The organism is Streptosporangium sp. NBC_01639 (assembly GCF_045209755.1).
Taxonomy (GTDB): domain Bacteria; phylum Actinomycetota; class Actinomycetes; order Streptosporangiales; family Streptosporangiaceae; genus Streptosporangium.
Genome location: NZ_CP109272.1, coordinates 7,838,456 through 7,856,070, shown reverse-complemented (window position 1 = coordinate 7,856,070; position 17,615 = coordinate 7,838,456). Strand labels below are relative to the sequence as shown.

The 17,615-nt window shown below is 69.7% G+C and carries 11 protein-coding genes and 1 riboswitch; of the genes, 8 read left to right on the top strand and 3 right to left on the bottom strand.

What is annotated here, in order from left to right; genetic code table 11:
- Nucleotides 1–310 precede the first annotated feature (310 nt).
- Together OHA77_RS35630 and OHA77_RS35625 are read left to right on the top strand one after the other, a co-directional pair.
- Nucleotides 311–1,534: a zinc-dependent alcohol dehydrogenase family protein gene (locus OHA77_RS35630; RefSeq protein WP_406313662.1), complete on the top strand. Its 1,224-nt coding sequence runs from the start codon at nucleotides 311–313 to the stop codon at nucleotides 1,532–1,534.
- Nucleotides 1,535–1,712: 178 nt separating this feature from the next.
- On the top strand, nucleotides 1,713–3,608 hold the full coding sequence (locus OHA77_RS35625; RefSeq protein WP_406313661.1) for a S9 family peptidase: 1,896 nt from the start codon (nucleotides 1,713–1,715) through the stop codon (nucleotides 3,606–3,608).
- A gap of 160 nt (nucleotides 3,609–3,768) precedes the next feature.
- On the opposite strand, the gene OHA77_RS35620 is transcribed toward OHA77_RS35625, so the two are convergent.
- Nucleotides 3,769–4,707: an MBL fold metallo-hydrolase gene (locus OHA77_RS35620; RefSeq protein ID WP_406313660.1), complete on the bottom strand. Its 939-nt coding sequence runs from the start codon at nucleotides 4,705–4,707 to the stop codon at nucleotides 3,769–3,771.
- 543 nt (nucleotides 4,708–5,250) lie between these two features.
- Here OHA77_RS35620 and OHA77_RS35615 point away from each other — a divergent pair.
- Nucleotides 5,251–5,778, top strand: a complete 528-nt coding sequence (locus OHA77_RS35615) for a hypothetical protein (RefSeq protein ID WP_406313659.1) — start codon at nucleotides 5,251–5,253, stop codon at nucleotides 5,776–5,778.
- 329 nt (nucleotides 5,779–6,107) lie between these two features.
- Here OHA77_RS35615 and OHA77_RS35610 read toward each other — a convergent pair whose 3' ends face one another.
- The gene (locus OHA77_RS35610) at nucleotides 6,108–6,683 is read right to left on the bottom strand and encodes a TetR family transcriptional regulator (protein ID WP_406313658.1); all 576 of its coding nucleotides are present in this window, start codon (nucleotides 6,681–6,683) and stop codon (nucleotides 6,108–6,110) included.
- A 338-nt stretch (nucleotides 6,684–7,021) separates the two neighbouring features.
- Between OHA77_RS35610 and OHA77_RS35605 the strand changes: the two genes are divergently transcribed.
- Both OHA77_RS35605 and metE read left to right on the top strand, forming a co-directional pair.
- Entirely contained in the window at nucleotides 7,022–7,933 is a 912-nt protein-coding gene (locus OHA77_RS35605) for an SDR family oxidoreductase (RefSeq protein ID WP_406313657.1), read from the top strand.
- A gap of 508 nt (nucleotides 7,934–8,441) precedes the next feature.
- Nucleotides 8,442–8,660, top strand: a riboswitch (cobalamin riboswitch).
- Between the two features lie 103 nt (nucleotides 8,661–8,763).
- On the top strand, nucleotides 8,764–11,013 hold the full coding sequence (metE, locus tag OHA77_RS35600) for a 5-methyltetrahydropteroyltriglutamate--homocysteine S-methyltransferase (protein WP_406313656.1): 2,250 nt from the start codon (nucleotides 8,764–8,766) through the stop codon (nucleotides 11,011–11,013).
- Nucleotides 11,014–11,079: 66 nt separating this feature from the next.
- Here metE and OHA77_RS35595 read toward each other — a convergent pair whose 3' ends face one another.
- A complete protein-coding gene (locus OHA77_RS35595) occupies nucleotides 11,080–14,238 on the bottom strand; it encodes a chondroitinase family polysaccharide lyase (RefSeq protein WP_406313655.1) in 3,159 nt (1,052 codons plus the stop codon).
- A 211-nt stretch (nucleotides 14,239–14,449) separates the two neighbouring features.
- On the opposite strand from OHA77_RS35595, the gene OHA77_RS35590 reads away from it, so the two are divergent.
- The 3 genes from OHA77_RS35590 to OHA77_RS35580 are packed head-to-tail and all read left to right on the top strand — an operon-like array spanning nucleotide 14,450 to nucleotide 17,614.
- Nucleotides 14,450–15,772, top strand: coding sequence for an ABC transporter substrate-binding protein (locus OHA77_RS35590; protein ID WP_406313654.1), 1,323 nt, complete (start codon nucleotides 14,450–14,452; stop codon nucleotides 15,770–15,772).
- Complete coding sequence (locus tag OHA77_RS35585; protein ID WP_406313653.1) at nucleotides 15,772–16,725, top strand: carbohydrate ABC transporter permease; 954 nt, start codon at nucleotides 15,772–15,774, stop codon at nucleotides 16,723–16,725. The genes OHA77_RS35590 and OHA77_RS35585 overlap by 1 nt, the downstream gene beginning before the upstream one ends.
- Before the next feature lie 13 nt (nucleotides 16,726–16,738).
- On the top strand, nucleotides 16,739–17,614 hold the full coding sequence (locus OHA77_RS35580; RefSeq protein ID WP_326823815.1) for a carbohydrate ABC transporter permease: 876 nt from the start codon (nucleotides 16,739–16,741) through the stop codon (nucleotides 17,612–17,614).
- The last annotated feature ends 1 nt before the right edge of the window (nucleotide 17,615 follow it).

Here is a 17,615-nt window from a genome sequence, read left to right as displayed (position 1 = left end):
CAACGACAGTTATCTGTCATATACGGACATCCCTGCAGCCGCCTTCCTGCCTGACCAGGGTCATGGCCGTCACCGTGTCTACCAGCGCCACGTCGATGTCGTCGCGCGTGGCGGTCGATCACGGTGGTGTGGGTGTCTTGGTGGGTGTCAACTCCACCGGCGACCTCGATGATCGCCGCGCTGTCGGGTGTAATGGAGGCATTGTCGTCTCCCGTTGAGAACCCAAGGTCAGCCAGACGGTGGGGTAGACCCGGGTGGGAGGCGCCCATCTACAACATCACTGTCAGACGGGTTGGAGAGGTGCGTACGCGTGCGAGCGGTGGTCTTCGACGCTTTCGGGGCCGAGCCCCGGGTCAGGGAGGTGCCGGCTCCGGTGCCGTCGCCCGGCGGCGCGGTGGTCCGGGTGGAGGCGACCGGGCTGTGCCGGAGCGACTGGCACGGCTGGCAGGGCCACGACCCGGACATCCGGGTCCTGCCGCACGTGCCCGGACACGAACTGGCCGGGGTCGTCGAGGCCGTGGGGGCGGGTGTCGGCTCGTGGCGGCCCGGCGACCGGGTCACGGTCCCGTTCGTCTGCGCCTGCGGCTCTTGTTCGACGTGCGCTACGGGTGACCAGCAGGTCTGTGAACGCCAGACCCAGCCGGGCTTCACCCACTGGGGCTCCTTCGCCGAATACGTGGCGATCGAGAACGCGGACGTGAACCTGGTGGGGCTGCCGGCGGAGATGACCTTCCCCACCGCCGCGAGCCTGGGCTGCCGCTTCGCCACCGCCTTCCGCGCCGTGGTGACCGTCGGCCGGGTCCAGCCCGGCGAGTGGGTGGCCGTGCACGGCTGCGGCGGTGTGGGCCTGTCGGCCGTGATGATCGCCGCGGCCGCGGGAGCCCGGGTGATCGCCGTGGACGTCTCCCCGCAGGCCCTCGAACTCGCCGCGCGGTTCGGCGCCGCGGCGACCGTCATCGCACCGGGCGGCCCGTCCCGGAGAACGGACGCCGCACCGGGAGGCTCATCCCGGGAGAACAGCGGTGTCACACCGGGCGGATCGTCCCGGGAGAACGACGGTGCCACACCGGGCGGCGCGTCCCGGAAGAACGACGGTGCCACACCAGTCGGTTCGCCACAGGAGAACGGCGGTGCCGCGCCTCCTTCGGACGCCCACGCCTCCGGAGGCGTCGCCGAGCGCATCCGGGACCTGACCGGCGGCGGGGCCCATGCCTCGATCGACGCGCTCGGCAGCCCGCAGACCTGCGCGTCGTCGATCGAGAGCCTGCGCCGCCGGGGCCGCCACGTCCAGATCGGCCTGCTGCCCGGTCTCACCTCACTGCCGATGAACCGGGTGATCGGCCACGAGCTGGAAATCCTCGGCAGCCACGGCATGGCCGCCCACGCCTATCCCGCGATGCTGGAGATGGTCGGCAGCGGTCTCCTCCGCCCGGACCTGCTGGTCACCCGGACCATCGGCCTCGACGAGGCGGGGCCGGCGCTCGCCGCGATCGGCTCCGTCCCCGGCGTCACGATGATCTTGCCGGCGCGGTGAGGACATGTTCCGGCCGGCAGGGGCGCCCGGCTCCGCGCGCGGACGCCACGCCGGATGCCCGCGGGCACCGCACCGGCGCGGCGGCGGAAGCCGCACCGGGCGTCCTCCGCCGCTCCGCAGGACAAACCATGACTGTGTCCCATAAAAGATGACGAACACGGTGATAACGTCCCTGGGCATGCGTCCAGAAGATCTCACCTCGCTGCATGTCCCCGGAAGCGTCACCCTCCACGAGGATCTCCTCCTCGTCGACGTGGCCCGCCCCGATCTTGAGACCGACAGCTATCTCGGAGGCCTGTGGCGGCTCCCCCAGGACGGTCCCCCTGTTCCGTTCACCTTCGGCGACCGCGACACCGCGCCCCAGATCTCGCCGGACGGGGCCTGGGTGGCCTTCCTGCGTGCGAAGACCGGCGGCAAACCGCAGCTCCACGTGATGCCCACCGGCGGCGGCGAGCCGCGCCCGCTCACCGAGCTGCCGCTCGGCGCGGGTGCCCCGGTCTGGGCCCCCGACTCCCGCCGGATCGCGTTCGTCGCCCGGGTCCCCGAGGCCGGCCGCTACGGCACCGAGGAGGACGTGAGCGCCGCGGCCGAGGCGCCGCGCCGGATCACCGGGTTCCGCTACCGGCAGGACGGCGTCGGCTTCACCCTGGATCGGCAGCCGGCCCTGTTCGTGGTCAACGCCCTGGCCGACATCCCGCAGCCGGTACAGCTCACCGACGGCCCCTACTCCGTCGCCTCCCCCGCCTGGACCCCCGACGGCGAGCACGTGCTGGTCTCGGCGGATCGCGATCTGGACGGCGAGATCCTGCACACCGACCTGTACGCGGTGCCGGCCGCCGGTGGCGCACCGATCCTCGTGGTGCGCAGCGCCGGATCGGCCGACCTCCCCGTCGCGCTCCCCGGCGGGGAGGTGCTCTATCTCGGCACGGCCTTCTCCGGAATCCACTCGGTGGCTCGCAACACCGGCCTCTACCGTGCCCCGCTGCGGATCGGCGGCGAGCCGGCGACCGGGACGCGGCTGACCGAGGAGGAATCGGTGGGCATCGAGCCGATGCTCCCCGTCGCGGTCGAGGACGGCGTCCTGGTCACGGTGCGGGTGCGCGGCGCGGTCGAACTGCGGCTGGTCCCCTCCGACGCCACGGAGACGCCCCTGGAGAAGCTCCCCGTCGTGCTGGGTGAGCGGGCCAGCGTCAAGGCGTTCGCCTCCCACGGTGGGCAGATCGTCGCGGTGGTGTCCACGCCGGAGAGCCCCGGCGAGGTGGTCACCCCGGACCGGACGCTCACCGACTTCTCCGGGCCGCTGGCCGGTGTCCGCCCGCTCCAGGAGATCACCGCCGTGTCCGCCGACGGCTATCCCGTCCACGGCTGGCTGGCCCTGCCCGAGGGCGAGGGCCCGCACCCGGTCCTGCTGAACGTGCACGGCGGCCCGTTCGCCCAGCACGGGTGGGGCTTCATGGACGAGACCCAGGTCTACGCCGCCGCCGGATACGCGGTGGTCCTGCCCAACCCCCGCGGGTCGGCCGGGTACGGCCAGGCCCACGGTCAGGCCGTGGTCGGCGCGTTCGGTACCGTGGACGTCGACGACGTGCTCGCCCTGCTGGACGCGGCGCTGGCCCGGCCCGAGTGCGACGACGAACGGGTCGGCGTGATGGGCGGCTCCTACGGCGGGTTCATGACGAGCTGGCTGGCCGCCCATCACGGGGAGCGGTTCAAGGCCGCCTGGAGCGAGCGCGCGGTCAACGCCTGGGACTCCTTCACCGGCTCCTCCGACATCGGCTGGTACTTCGCCGAGGCCTACTGCGGCCCCGACGTCGAGACCCAGCGCGCGATGAGCCCGCTGCAGCACGCCGACCGGATCGACCTGCCGTTCGCCGTGGTCCACTCCGAGGAGGACTGGCGCTGCCCGGTCGAGCAGGCCCAGCGCATGTTCGTCGCGCTGCGCCGCAACGGCGTCCCGGCCGAGTTCCTGCTGTTCCCCGGCGAGGGTCACGAGCTCAGCCGGAGCGGACGCCCCCGGCACCGCCTGCAGCGCTTCGAGGCCGTCCTCGAATGGTGGTCGCGTCACCTGTCCTGATCCCGGCCGGGGCACCCGCCGAACCGCCACCGGCCCTCCGGCGGGTGCCCTGCCGGACCGGGGCCGGTGGCCTGCCCGGCGTTGAGCACGATCAGGTGGTGGCCGCCGGGCCGGATGTCTCCGCAGGCGCAGCCGGACGGCACGGGTGTCCGCCGTCCGGTCAGGCCAGGCAGGTCAACAGCCTGCCTCCGTTGTAGTCGATCATCTCCAGCACCGCGGCGGCCACGTCGATCGGCTCACCCGGCGGCAGGCCGTCCAGCTCGGCGTAGGCCCGGTGCAGGTTGCCGACGATGCGCTCGGGGTCGAGCAACCCGCCGTACTCGCCGAGGTCCGTCTCGCGCGCCGCCTCCAGCGGCGACAGGCCGGCCGCCCGGCCGAGCTCGGCGGTGGCCATCACGAACCGCAGGTATCCCTGCACCCGGTCGATGACCTCCGGTCCGCACACGCCGCCGTGACCGGGCACGATCGTCTCGGCGCCCAGCTTCCTGAGCCTGTCGAGGGCGGTGATCGACCCCTGGACCGAGCCCATCATCACGAACGGCGTGCCGCCGTTGAACACCAGGTCCCCGGCGAACAGCAGCGACCGCCCGGGGATCCACACGATCGAGTCGTTGGTCGTGTGCGCCGGGAGGCCCAGGTGGCGGACCTCGCAGCGCAGCTCGTCGGAGTGGACGGTCACCCCGTCGGTGTAGGTGAGGAACGGCGGGCAGGGCACCAGATCTCCCCAGTCCACCTCGGTCCAGGCCGTCCTGCGGTACTCCGGGATCCCCTCGGCGAGGATCGCCTCCCTGGTCTTCTCATGCCCGACGATCGTCGCCTCGGGGAAGGCGGAGTTACCGAAGGTGTGGTCGCCGTGGTGATGGGTGTTGATCAGTGTCGTCACCGGCCGGTCGGTGACCGATCTGATCGCCTCACGGTAGGCGAGGGTGCGCCGCTCGGTGGAGCAGGCGTCCACACTGATCACTCCGCGCCGCCCCACCAGGAAGCCGGTGTTGTTGATCCACCAGCTTCCGTCGGGCTGGATGTAGGCGTAGACGCCGTCGGAGACCTCCTCGACGCGGGCGGGAGGCAGGGGATGATCGTGGCGCGATGAGCTCATGGTCGAAATTATCGGCTCCGGCGGGACCCCGGTCACCGGGATCGCAAGATCGCCGGCCTCCGGGGGGTCATCCGCCCGGTCGGACTTCTGAGCGGGTGTTTGATCCTGCGGATTCCGTCCGATTCGGATTTCACAGGTACCTCTCAGCAACCTGCTCCACCGCCTGCCAGCGTTGACCCTGAGAGTTCTACGCGGTATTCATTCGGATTTCCTGACATAGTTACCCTTGCGTTCCGCATATTTCTCGCCTTTGCTGCGATGGCAGCCCTCCTGTTCGGCACCTCGGCTGCCGATACAGACCGGTTACCGAAAATCCTTGCACCTCCGGTCGGCCCTTGGCCGGAAGGCGGAATGTTCTCCGTTCGTCTGTGCATCAGTTACGACGGCGCGGACGCCTGCAGAGACAAGGAGGCGACTCCGGCGCAGAGGCGCACGATCGAGCAGATCCTACGGCAGATGCCGCAGATTACAGGTCTCCACTACGAGAGCAAATAGGAGGCACTGGACGATTTTTTGGAGGCCTCTCCCAATTTAATCGGGGTGATGCAAGAAAACGACATGCCGGAGACATTCACCGGAAGACTACATCGGTGGAGTTATGCGCCTGTTTTCAATTCGGCGCTCAAGAAGCTGCCCGGCATCGCCGTCATCCATGTCATACCCACCCCTCTCTGGGAGGGCACAGCTGATATGACCATTATCCTGTGCGACAACAGCAGAAGGTGGGGGCCCTGCGAGAGGCGAGGCAGGGCGACGGCCGACGAGAGGGCGGCGGTCGGAGTTCTCCTGAGGAGAATGAAAGGTGTCAAGCGCATCTATTTCGCGAACCAGGCGCATAACATGTGGATGTTCAAGCAGCTCGACACCTTGTTGTCGCACGTGATAAATCCTGCCCCCCAGGCAAAGGGCGACGATGCCAATCCCAAGCCATCGGACGAGTACTACGATAGCTACTACGTCAAACTTGACGATCCGATGCTCGTCCCATCAATCAGCGACAAAGTAGACGGCCTGCCCGGAGTATTTGGAGGGGTCAGGGTATCTGATTGGTACGGCTTGGTAGGTTTTTGACCTGCCTGATCGAGAAGTCAGTTCGGGCAGCCTGATATGTCTTCGGACTCGTTGCCAGCCAATATGGGCATCCGTCGCCCTACCGCCGGACAGGCGCAATCGGGCCACGAGATCGGCGGTTGCCAAGGGCAGGGAGGAATAGGCCAGGAACCACCCGGTTGACCCCTGGTACCTCCCAGTAGGCGTACCCCAACCGTGACGGCGCCAAGACCACCTTGCTGTCGAGGTAGAGGGCGAAACCCCGAGCGCTGGTGGGTTCGGCTCCCACTTTCGTTGAGGTCTTGGAATCCGCTTGCTCGCGGCGCCAGGTGGTCGCAGGCGGAGCGGTATCAGTTTTCAGGCCGCGCCTGTTCCGGTGGGACGGTTGCGGAGAGGACGTGCAGATCGTCAAAAGCTTGGAGGAGATGTGCGTCCAAACTCTGTGAGGGGTCCTCGATCCATGCTTGGGCGGCGTGGTGGAAGGTGGCCCAGCCGGTTTGTGCGGCCAGGCTGGCCAGCCGCTCGGGGATATCGCGCTGACGTAGCGCCTCCGCTACGGCTTCGGTAAGGGCTGCGGACTTGGCCAAGTCACGTTCTCGGAGGGCTGGGGTCTTGGCGATGACCGCTAACCGTGGCTCGGAGAACGGGCGGTTGTCCTCAAGGATTCGTCCGGCTTTCCGGAAGGCGCACAGCAGAATGCCGAGTGGCTGCAGGCCATCGGGGGCGTCGGCGACCTCCTGTATCAGCGCGGCGCGCAGGTCGGCTTCGCCACCGAAGAGCACCTCGCGCTTGTCCGGGAAGTGCCGGAAGAACGTGCGCTCGTTGACGCCTGCCCGGGCGGCGATCTCAGCCGTGGTGGTCTGATCGAACCCGCGCTCCCGGTACAGCTCCAGAGCCGCCTGTTGAAGGCGGCGGCGCGCTTCCATTCCACTTCGTGGCACCCCTCGAAGATACCGCATATGCCAGTGGCTGACACCACTTGACGCCAGCGACTGGCGCTACGTAAGGTCAGTAACTGGCGCTACTTAGTGCCAGTAGCTGTCGTTAAGTGGGAGGTTTTGGTCGCTGGTGGCAGCGACCCCGACCTTTCGGTCCGAACGCCGTCGAGGCGATCAAGGTCTCCATACCGCCTCGCAGACTCTGGCAGGACGCGCATGCGACATGTCGCTGCGCTGTGCTGTCCTCGAAGGCAGGCCATTCCCGCCTCACCCGCACCGGACCCGTTCAGCGGCCCTGGTGCACACACCCGCAGAGAGAGCGTGTCATGCATATTTTTGTCACTGGTGGTTCTGGCCAGACCGGCCCCGCCGTCGTCGCCGAGCTCGTCGCGGCCGGCCACGACGTCACCGCTCTGGCGCGCTCGGACGCCGCCGCCGCCCGGCTGGAGTCGCTGGGCGCCACACCACACCGCGGCTCCCTGGACGACCTCGACAGCCTGCGCCGTGGCGCCGAAGCCGCCGACGGAGTCCTGCACATGGCCTACGGCGGGGACTTCTCCGACCTCGACGACATGATGAGGCGCGACCGGACCGCGATCGAGGCGCTTGGCCAGCCGTTGGAACACTCGGGCAAGCCGCTCGTCATCACCTCGGGCACGCTGGTGATGCCCGCCGGCCGGGAGACCACCGAGAAGGACGAGCCCGACTCGGCCGGGATCGCCGCCTTCCGCATCGCGGGCGAGCGAGCCTGTCTGGACTTCGTCGCCCGGGGAGTACGCGCGAGCGTGGTCCGCCTCGCTCCTACCGTCCACGGTCCTGAAGACCACGGCTTCATCCCCATGCTCATCGCCACCGCACGAAAGACCGGCGTCTCGGCCTACGTCGGCGACGGCACCAACCGGTGGCCCGCAGTACACCGGCTCGACGCCGCGGTCCTGTTCCGCCTGGCACTGGAGAAGGCTCCTGCGGGCAGCGTGCTGCACGGAGCAGCAGAAAGCGGCGTCACCATGAAGAACATCGCACAGACGATCGCCCGGGGCCTGGATCTGCCGATGATCTCGCTGACCCCCGACGAGGCTGCCGGGCACTACGTCAGCCCGTTCATGGCCAGGGTCTACGGCTTCGACGCGCCCGTCTCCAGCGCTCACACGCAGGATCTGCTCGGCTGGTCTCCCACCCATCCGACACTTCTCGATGACCTAGAGCACGGCGACTACTTGGCCACGCCTGCCTTCTGACCCCCTCAGACCCATCCGGGCTCCCGCCGTCGGTGTCCTCGGGGGCGTCCGGTGCTCGAGCTTGAGGAACTGAGCCAGCACCACGGATACGCCCTCCGTAGCGCACGAAGCAGTTCAGAAGCCAGGTTCCGACATCGAGCGCTTCCGCCTTGATGATGGTCTGGCGCGCGTCGCCGGACCCAACCACTGCCGCCCCCTCGTGGATGGTGACGTTGATCAACCCGAAGGCGGTCCAGAAGTCGTTGCGATCCTCTCTGAGACGTTCGGCGACTTGCCGAGCTTGCGGAAAGAAGGTGCGGACGGCCGCTCAGTCGTGCTGGGCGGCGGCCGTGACCGCCACCAGGTAGAGCGCGCCGAGCATTGACAACGACCGGGGGTCGGTGCAGCGCGTCCACCGCAGGGGGTGATCGTGGCGCGATGAGCTCATGGTCGAAATTATCGGCTCCGGCGGGACCCCGGTCGCCGGGATCGCAAGATCGCCGGCCTCCGGGGGCCCGTCCGCCCGGTTAGACTTCTGGGCGCGGACGGTTCATCCAGGTCTCCGGATCTGGATGTCGTAAGAGGGAACCCGGTGAGAATCCGGGACTGCCCCGCAGCGGTGAGTGGGAACGACCGCCGTCATCACGCACTGGGCCCGACGGCCTGGGAAGCGACGGCCAGTAGGACACACCTGTCTCAGGTGTGGTGCCCGCGAGTCCGAAGACCTGCCCTCCGCCCGTGCGCCGTTCGGCGCGCGGTGGTCCGCGGCCCCGTGGGAGGGCCAGGGACGCACATCGCTGTGCGCTCTTTCCTCCTGCCCGGCCGCCCGTGGCTCAGCGAGGGAAGCTGCCATGAAGACAACGATCCTCGGATACCCCCGCATCGGGGCGCACCGGGAGCTGAAGTTCGCCACCGAGGACTACTGGGCCGGACGCGCCGACGCCGACGCCCTGGCGAAGACGGCCGAGGTCCTGCGCCAGGAGGTCTGGACGGGCCTGCGCGACGCGGGCGTCGACACGATCCCGTCGAACACGTTCTCCCTCTACGACCAGGTACTCGACACCACCGTGATGGTCGACGCGGTGCCCGGCCGCTACCGGCACCTGACCGGCCTGGACCGATACTTCGCCATGGCCCGCGGCGTCCAGGACATCCCGGCGCTGGAGATGACCAAGTGGTTCGACACCAACTACCACTACATCGTCCCCGAGGTGGGACCGGACACCCGGTTCCGGCTGGCCGACGGGGCGCGGGCCAAGCCGCTGGCCGAATACCTGGAGGCCCGGGCACTCGGCGTGGAGACCCGCCCGGTGCTGATCGGCCCCCTCACCTACCTGCTGCTGGCCAAGGCCGCGCCCGGCGCGCCCGCGGGATTCCGGCCCCTCGATCTGCTCGATCAGCTCGTCGAGGTCTACGCCGACCTGCTGGAACGGCTCGCCGGAGCGGGCGCGCAGTGGGTGCAGCTCGACGAGCCGGCCCTGGTCGCCGACCGGACCGCAGAGGAGGTCGCCGCGCTCGCCCGCGTCTACGAGCGTCTCGGCGACCTGCCCAGCAGGCCCCGGATCCTCGCGGCGACCTACTTCGGCACGGTCGGCGCGGACGCGCTGCGCGCCCTGGCCGCCACCCGGGTCGAAGCGGTCGGCCTGGACTTCGTCGCCGGACCGGGCAATCTCGACGTGCTCGCCTCCATCGGTGGGCTGCCCCGCAAGACCGTCGTCGCCGGTGTGGTGGACGGCCGCAACGTGTGGCGCACCGACTTCCAGCGGGCGAAGGCGACCTGCGCGGTCCTGTTCGGCCTGGCCGACCAGGTCGAGGTGAGCACGTCCTGCTCGCTGCTGCATGTCCCGATCGACCTGGACGCCGAGACCGCGCTCGACCCGGCGGTCCGGGGCCGGCTGGCCTTCGCCCGGCAGAAGGTCGCCGAGGTCGTCGCCCTCGGCCGGGCCCCGCGCTCCGACGGCCCCGCCCCCGGCCCGATCCCCGCCCCCGGAGCCGCCACGGTCGACCATCGGGTCCGGGCCCGTCTCGACATGCTCGGCGACGACGTACGCCGCGGCGACCGGGCGACGAGGTTCGCCGCCCAGCGGGCCGCACTGCGCCTGCCCGACCTCGCCACCACCACGATCGGCTCGTTCCCGCAGACCGCCGAGATCCGCAGGGCCCGCGCCGCCCACCGAACCGGGCAGGTCACCCCCGCGGCCTACCGGCAGGCCATGAGGCAGGAGATCGACCGGGTGATCGCCCTGCAGGAGGAGCTCGGCCTGGACGTCCTGGTCCACGGCGAGCCCGAACGCAACGACATGGTCCAGTACTTCGCCGAACAGCTCGGCGGATACGCCGCCACCGACCACGGCTGGGTCCAGTCCTACGGGTCGCGCTGCGTCCGTCCGCCGATCCTGCACAGCGACGTCTTCCGGCCGGAGCCGATGACGGTCGGCTGGGCGACCTACGCCCAGTCCCGTACCGACAGGCCCGTCAAGGGCATGCTCACCGGCCCGGTCACCATGCTCGCCTGGTCGTTCGTCCGCGACGACCAGCCTCTGGCCGACACCGCCCGCCAGGTCGCCCTCGCCCTCCGCGACGAGATCCACGACCTGGAGGCCGCCGGGATCCGCATCATCCAGGTCGACGAGCCCGCCCTGCGCGAACTCCTGCCGTTGCGGAAGGACGCACACGCCGCCTACCTGGCCTGGGCCGTCGGCGCGTTCCGGCTGGCCACCTCCGGGGTCGCCGACTCCACCCAGATCCACACCCACATGTGCTACTCGGAGTTCGGCGAGATCATCGGCGCGATCGGCGACCTCGACGCCGACGTCACCAGTGTCGAGGCCGCCCGCTCCGCCATGGAACTCGTCACCGCCCTGCGCGACGCCGGCTACCAGAACGGCATCGGCCCCGGCGTCTACGACATCCACTCGCCCCGCGTCCCATCCCCTGAGGAGATCGAGCAGAACCTGCGGCGCGCCCTCCAGGTCGTCGACCCGGCCCGCCTGTGGGTCAACCCCGACTGCGGCCTGAAGACCCGCGGTTACCCTGAGACCGAGGCGTCCCTGCGCAACATGGTCGCCGCCGCCGAGGCGCTCCGCGTGCCGCGGGGCTGACCCGAGACCGTCCGCCCCATCGCCGGTGTCCGGCGGTGGGGCGAGTCCGGTGCCGCCCCTCCGGGGTCACCCCCGCAGCAGGCGCACCTGGACCGGACGGCCGTCCACGGTCTCGAACTCCACCACGGTCGTCTCGCCCCGCACCCGCGCCTTGCACGGCTGGTCGCCGTCCGCGCGCCAGCGCCCCTGGAGGGTCACCCGCATCAGGTGCGGGTGGCTCGGGCTGGTCAGCCACGGCCGCGACCAGGGACTGTAGTGGCCGACGTAGCGGCCGCGCTCGTACTGGTCGGGGTCGATCCCGCTGTACAGCCGCAGGTCGGGGTCGCACACCGCGAGCACCAGGCCGTCGTCCCCGTCGCCGCGCAGGAGCACCATGGACGGCGTGTCCACCTCGCGCACCGGCCCCTCGGCCGCCTTCAGCGGTTTGAAGACCGCATAACCGGTGATCCCGGTCGCCCGGTCGCTCACCACGTGCGCGGAGGTGTCGGCGCGCAGCACGGTGTAGGGCGCGCTCGCCGGGTCGGCCATCGCGGCGGCGAACGCGGCCATCCGCTCGGGGGTGGCGCCGACCACCATGGCGTACTGGTAGCTCCCGCCCCGGGGGGAGGCGCCGTGCCTGATCCAGGCGGTCGCGAAGTCGCCGCTGGTCGGGGCTTCGGTCGCGTTGTCGCGCGAGGCCTGGGTGGTACGGGTCAGGCCGGCCCGCTGCCCGGCCGCCAGGTGGTAGCCGATGCCCTTGTCGTCCAGCAGCCAGCGCGGCGCGAGGTCCGGCGCGTCGTACGGGAAGGCGGTGACCGGCTCGGTCCCGTCGACGTAGGTGGGGGCCGACCGGCTGGACAGGCGGGTCTGGAAGAGCGTGGTCTCGGTCGGATGCGGGGAGTCGTTCTCGATGCCGGTGCCGACGGCCACGATCCGGTCGTCGAACAGGAAGACCGACTTCAGCGCGCGGTGCGACCCCTCGTACTTGGGGTGCTCGCGCAGCTCCATCGCGAACATGCCGTTGCGGCCGTCGATGGTGTGCGCTCCGCCGAACCGCGAGTCGGTGAGCAGCATCTCCTCGATGGCCCCGGTCAGGTCGCCCCGCAGTTCGTCCAGCGGCCGGTGCACGGTGGTCGTGCCGGGCCTGCGGTTCCAGTCCCAGCCCGCCTGGGCGTAGCCGCTGTCGGCGTTGCCGATCGGGTTTCCTCGGTGCAGCACCTGGATCTGGCCGTAGGTGTTGTACCGGCCGTACCAGTTGGCGCCCTCGTAGATCTCGGTGCTCCACAGGTAGCGGTTGTGCCCGCGCACCGTGACCTGCCAGTCCTGTCGCCGATGAACGGCCAGGGCGGCGTAGTTGACCGTCCAGTTGCCGGTGGGGGCGGGTTCGGCGGTGATGCCGCGCGCCGTCAGCCGTTCGGCCACCTGCTTCTGCTGGGCGGTGGGCGCGGCGGGAAGCAGCCGCAGGAACGCCGCGGCGATCTCGGGGTCCACGTCGCTTGAGCCGTCGGGGGTGCCGGAGATCGCCAGCCACTGGTACGGCACCGGCGACAGGGCGGTCAGCCCGCTGGGATTGCGCCCGCTGATCGAGATGGGCCAGTGGTTCTTGTTGGCGTAGACCCGCATGGTGAGCAGGGCCCGCTTGAGCCAGGTGTGCGCCTGGGAGCCGAGGCGGAAGACCCCGCCGCTGAGCACGTAGACCATCGGGGCCAGCCCGGTGAAGCCGTCGCGGACGTAGTCGGGGAAGAACCCGACGTGGTGGAAGACGGACCCGTCGACCTTGAGGCCGTCCTGGATGCCGTCGGTGGGCAGCATCGCCCAGTTCAGCCAGTCGAGCAGCGCGCGCAGGTACGCGACCTGCTCGGCTTCGGTGTCACGCAGCAGCGCGACCGCGAGCATCCCCCGGAGCGTGGTGTTGAAGATGTCCATGACGCTGCAGTGGGCCTGGCGGTGCCCGCGGTCCCGGAAGATCCGGCCGAACCCGGTCAGCCAGCCCAGGTCGGCGCGGACCTGTTCGAACAGTCCGGCCTCGCGCAGCACGTCCTTCATCAGGTAGACGGAGTCGTAGTAGCCGCGCACGTTGTAGCCCAGGTGGTGGATGGTGCCCTGGCAGCTTCCCCGGGTCCAGCCCTGGTCGCGCAGGTGGGCGATCATCCGGATGTAGAGGGCGGCGAGCGCGGGCCGGTGCGCCGCGCCGGCCGCGGTGTGGGCCAGCGCCAGCGCCTTCATCAGGTCGGTGGAGGCGCTCAGCGTGACCGCGTCGACGAACGTCGTGAGCTCGGCGGCGATCTTCGGTGGGTAGATCTGCGACTGGTAGGAGAAGACCGGGCGGCCCAGCCCGGTGGACGACGCCTCCGGGGCGCCGAGCGCGGCGACCTGGGCGGTGAGCGCGGCCACCGAGGCGTCGTCCACCTTCACCGGTGAGACGAGATACTCGTCCCGGTAGCGGGTGACCAGGGCGTGCAGCGAGGCGGTCTCCTCCGCCGACGGCGCCCCCGTGTCGAACCGGGCCTTGGCCAGCAGGCGGTCGAAGAGGTAGAGCGCCTGCCACTGCTGGGCGTCGTAGTCGTCGCCCTCCTTGGCGATGTCCGGCACCTGGGCGTCACGGCAGGGGGCATCCGGCCGCAGCGCCGCGTTGAGCATGAGCTGGTCGAGGTGGAGCGTCCCGGCGCGGCGGGGCGCGACGATCCGGAGGGTGTCCATGCCGGGATGCGGCCGGCCGTGCATGTCGTAGTCGTAGCGGACCCAGGCCGTCCGCCAGCCGGTGAAGCCGAGCCGGAACTCGAACCACGCGTCGGTCCGGTCCCCTCTGCCGAACTCGAAGCGGACCACGTCGTCCACCGGGACCTCGTTGAATATCCAGACTGAGAAGGTGTCCACGGTCCCCTGCCAGGCCTGGTCGTCCAGCGGCCGGTAGGGGTCGGGAGAGAAACCGAGGGGCGCGCTGACCGTGATCGTGGAGCGGCTGCCGTGTTCCCAGCGGAGGGAGTGGCTCCCGCAGATCGCCGCCCGGTCGGTGATGCTCAGCACCGAGCCCGGTCCGGCGGTGATCTGCGGTGGGACCGCGGTCTCCAGCAGGAAGACCGGCGGGGTCATGGCCAGGGCCCGCTGCTCCAGATCGCCGGCGGCGGCGTTCCGGACCGCCGCGTCCCCGGCCGTCCCGGCGGAGGCCGTACCGGGGCGCGGGAGCACGGCGCCGGCCATGCCCGCCGCGCCGGCCTTGAGCGCGGTCCTACGAGTGATCTTCACTACGGTGCCTCCTCCGGTCGGGCTAGCCGTATCAAACGGGAGCAGAAAGATATGAATAAAGAAGTAATTCTGATTTTTTCGAGGCCCGTTTGCCCGTCTGCGCCGGGGAAAACCACCGTTCGACAGAATTCATCCCTAATTCATGGCGTTGACTTGAGGTTGACTGCGGGCTCAGGATTCCACCATCCGCCCCCTCCCCCTGGAGCGTTCGATGTACGGATCCCTCCCCCGCCGGCAGGTCTTCAGGACCGCGGCCGCCGCGGCCGTGGCGGCCACGGTCACTCTCGGTGCCGTCGCCTGCGGCGGCGGCTCGGACAGCCAGGCCTCCGACGAGCTCGTCTACTGGTCGATGTGGAAGGCGGGCGAGCCCCAGGCCAAGGTGCTGGAGTCCGCCATCGCCTCCTTCACCAAGGAGACCGGCGTCAAGGTCAAGGTCGAGTGGAAGGGACGCGACGTCTCCAAGCAGCTCGCGCCCACGCTCAACACCAGGAACGTCCCCGCCGACCTGGTGGACTCCGCCGACCGCTTCGTGAAGTCGACGTTCGTCGCCACCGGGCAGGGCCTGGACCTCTCCCCCGTCTATGACATGGAGATCCCGGGCGAGGCCGGCAAGAAGGTCGGCGACGTGATCGCCCCCAAGTACCGCGACTACGCGACCACGGACGGCAAACCCTGGCTGGTGCCCTACGAGGTGCTGGCCGAGCAGATCTGGTACAACGGCGACGAGCTCAAGGACGTGGCCGACGCGCCCCCGAAGACCTGGGACGACTTCGTCGCCCTGCTGGGCGAGCGGAAGAGCGCGCGGGGCGGCGGACCACTGGCGCTGGACGCCGACATCGCCGACTATTCGGCCTTCTGGACCTACCACGCGGTCCTGCGCGACCTCGGCCCCGGCGCGTTCGGCGCCGCCGCGGTGGACAAGACCGGCGCCGGGTTCGACGACCCGGCGTTCCTGACCGCCGTCCAGAAGGTCGAGAAGCTCGTCAAGGACGGCTACTTCGTCAAGGGCTACGACGGCAGCAAGTATCCGGCCATCCAGCAGAAATGGGCCGGCGGCGGGGCCGACTTCCTGCTGCTGGGCACCTTCGCGCCCAGCGAGACGAAGCCCTCGGCCAAGGAGGGCTTCGCCTACCGCTCCTTCCCCTTCCCCGCGGGTGCCAAGGGCGAGCAGACCCAGGAGATCTCACTGATCGGCTTCGCGATCCCCGCCAAGGCGGAGAACGCCGAGGCGGCGAAGAAGTTCGTCGCGTACTTCATGAACAGGGAGCGGCTGTCGAAGATCGCCTCCGAGGGCGGCAACATCACACCGCGCCCCGACATCGAGGTGCCCGCCGAACTGGCCGACGTGAAGAAGACACTGGACACCGCGGAGACCCATCCGGCGCTCGACGGCGTGAAGATGGACAACGCCGACTGGTACACCAAGGTCTTCCAGCCGGTGAACACCGAACTGATCACCGGTAAGGTCTCCGCGGCCGACTTCGTGGCCAAGCTCAAGAGCACCTCGGTCGACTTCTGGAAGCTCAACGGCTGATGACCGCGACCGCAGTCCGCGAGACGGCGCCCGCCCCGGGACGGGCGCCCGCGCCCACGGCGCAGGGCAGCCCGCTCACCCGGTGGAGGCGGCGGCTGTTCTGGCCGTTCGTCGCCCCCGCGCTCGTCCTCTACACCGTCTTCTACATCCTGCCGACCCTCGCCACCGCCTGGATCAGCCTCAACAAGTGGGCGGGCGCCGGGCCGATGGAGTTCGCCGGGCTCGACAACTACCGGCGGCTGCTGCTCGACCCGATCTTCCACGACTCCTTCGCCAACACGCTGACGATCCTCTTCGTCGTCGGCGGCGCGACCTTCGCCCTCAGCTTCCTGCTGACGATGATCCTGCGCGACATGGCCGGGCGGAAGGCGGTCCGGTCGATCATCTTCTTCCCCAACATCGTCTCCGGCATCGTGCTGTCGATCCTGTGGGGGTTCCTCTTCCAGGCCGACGGCGTCGTCAACCAGGCGCTGCGGGCCTTCGGTGTGGACGACCCGCCGAACTGGCTGGGCGCCGACAACCTCTTCTCCATCATCATGATCGGTCTGGTCTGGGTGCAGACCGGGTTCTACACCACGATCCTGATGGCCGCCGTGGACCGCATCCCCAAGGACCTCTACGAGGTGTGCGACCTGGAGGGCGCCAACGCCTGGCAGCGGTTCCGGCACGTGACGCTCCCGCTGGTGTGGGACGTCGTCGGGGTCTGCGCGGTGCTCTGGAGCATCAGCGCGATCAAGATCTTCGAGTTCATCTACGCGTTCGCGGGCGCGGCCGGCCAGCTTCCGCCCACCAAGGTGTGGAACACCGCCCTGTACGCCTACGCCGAGGCCTTCGCCGGCGGCGTGCCCAAGTACGGCTCCGCCGCCGCGACCGGCATGGTCATGCTCGCCCTGGTCGGCGTGCTGGTCGTGCTGCTGCGCCGGTTGTTCCGCCGCGACCCGGTCCAGTTCTGAAAGGAGAGCCACCGTGGCAACGACCCGCAGGCTCCCCGGCCCCGCCACCCGTCCGTTCCGGCTCCCCGGACCGGCCAGACTGCTCGGCTCCCCCCTGGCGTGGCTGTTCGCCCTGTTCAGCGTGGCCGTCGCGGTGTGGATGCTGCTGACCTCGCTCAAGTCCACCCGCGCGATCTTCGCCGAACCCTGGTCGCTGCCGACCGACCCGCAGTGGGACAACTACGCCCGGGCCTGGACCGCCAGCGACTTCGCCGGTGCCACCCTCAACACCGTGGTCCTGGTCTTCGGCGCGGCGGCCACCACGATCGCGCTGTCGGCGCCGGCCGCCTACGCGCTGAGCCGGATCCTCACCCGCTGGAACAGCGGTCTCACCGCGTTCTTCGCGCTCGGCCTCGGCATCCCCTCACAGGTCATCGTCCTGCCCCTGTACGTGATGATGAACGCGCTCTATCTCGTCGACAGCCTGACCGGCATGTGGATCCTCTACGTCGCGACCTCCGTGCCGTTCACGGTCTTCTTCCTGACCGGCTTCTTCGGCTCGCTGCCCAAGGAGCTGGAGGAGGCGGCGGCGCTCGACGGGGCCTCCCCCAACCGCACGTTCTGGCAGATCATGCTGCCGCTCGCGCGCAGTGGCATCATCACCGTGATGATCCTCAACGTCATCCAGCACTGGGGCGAGACGCTGTTCGGCCTGATCTTCCTGCAGAGCGAGGAGAACGCCACACTCTCCCTCGCCCTGCTGGGCTTCCTGCAGCGGATGCAGTTCAACGGCGCCGACTGGGGCGGCCTGTTCGCCGGGGTCTGCATGGTGGTGCTGCCGGTCCTCGCCTGTTATGTCTGGCTCGGCCGGCGGATCATCGAAGGCATGACCCTCGGTTCGGTGAAATGAG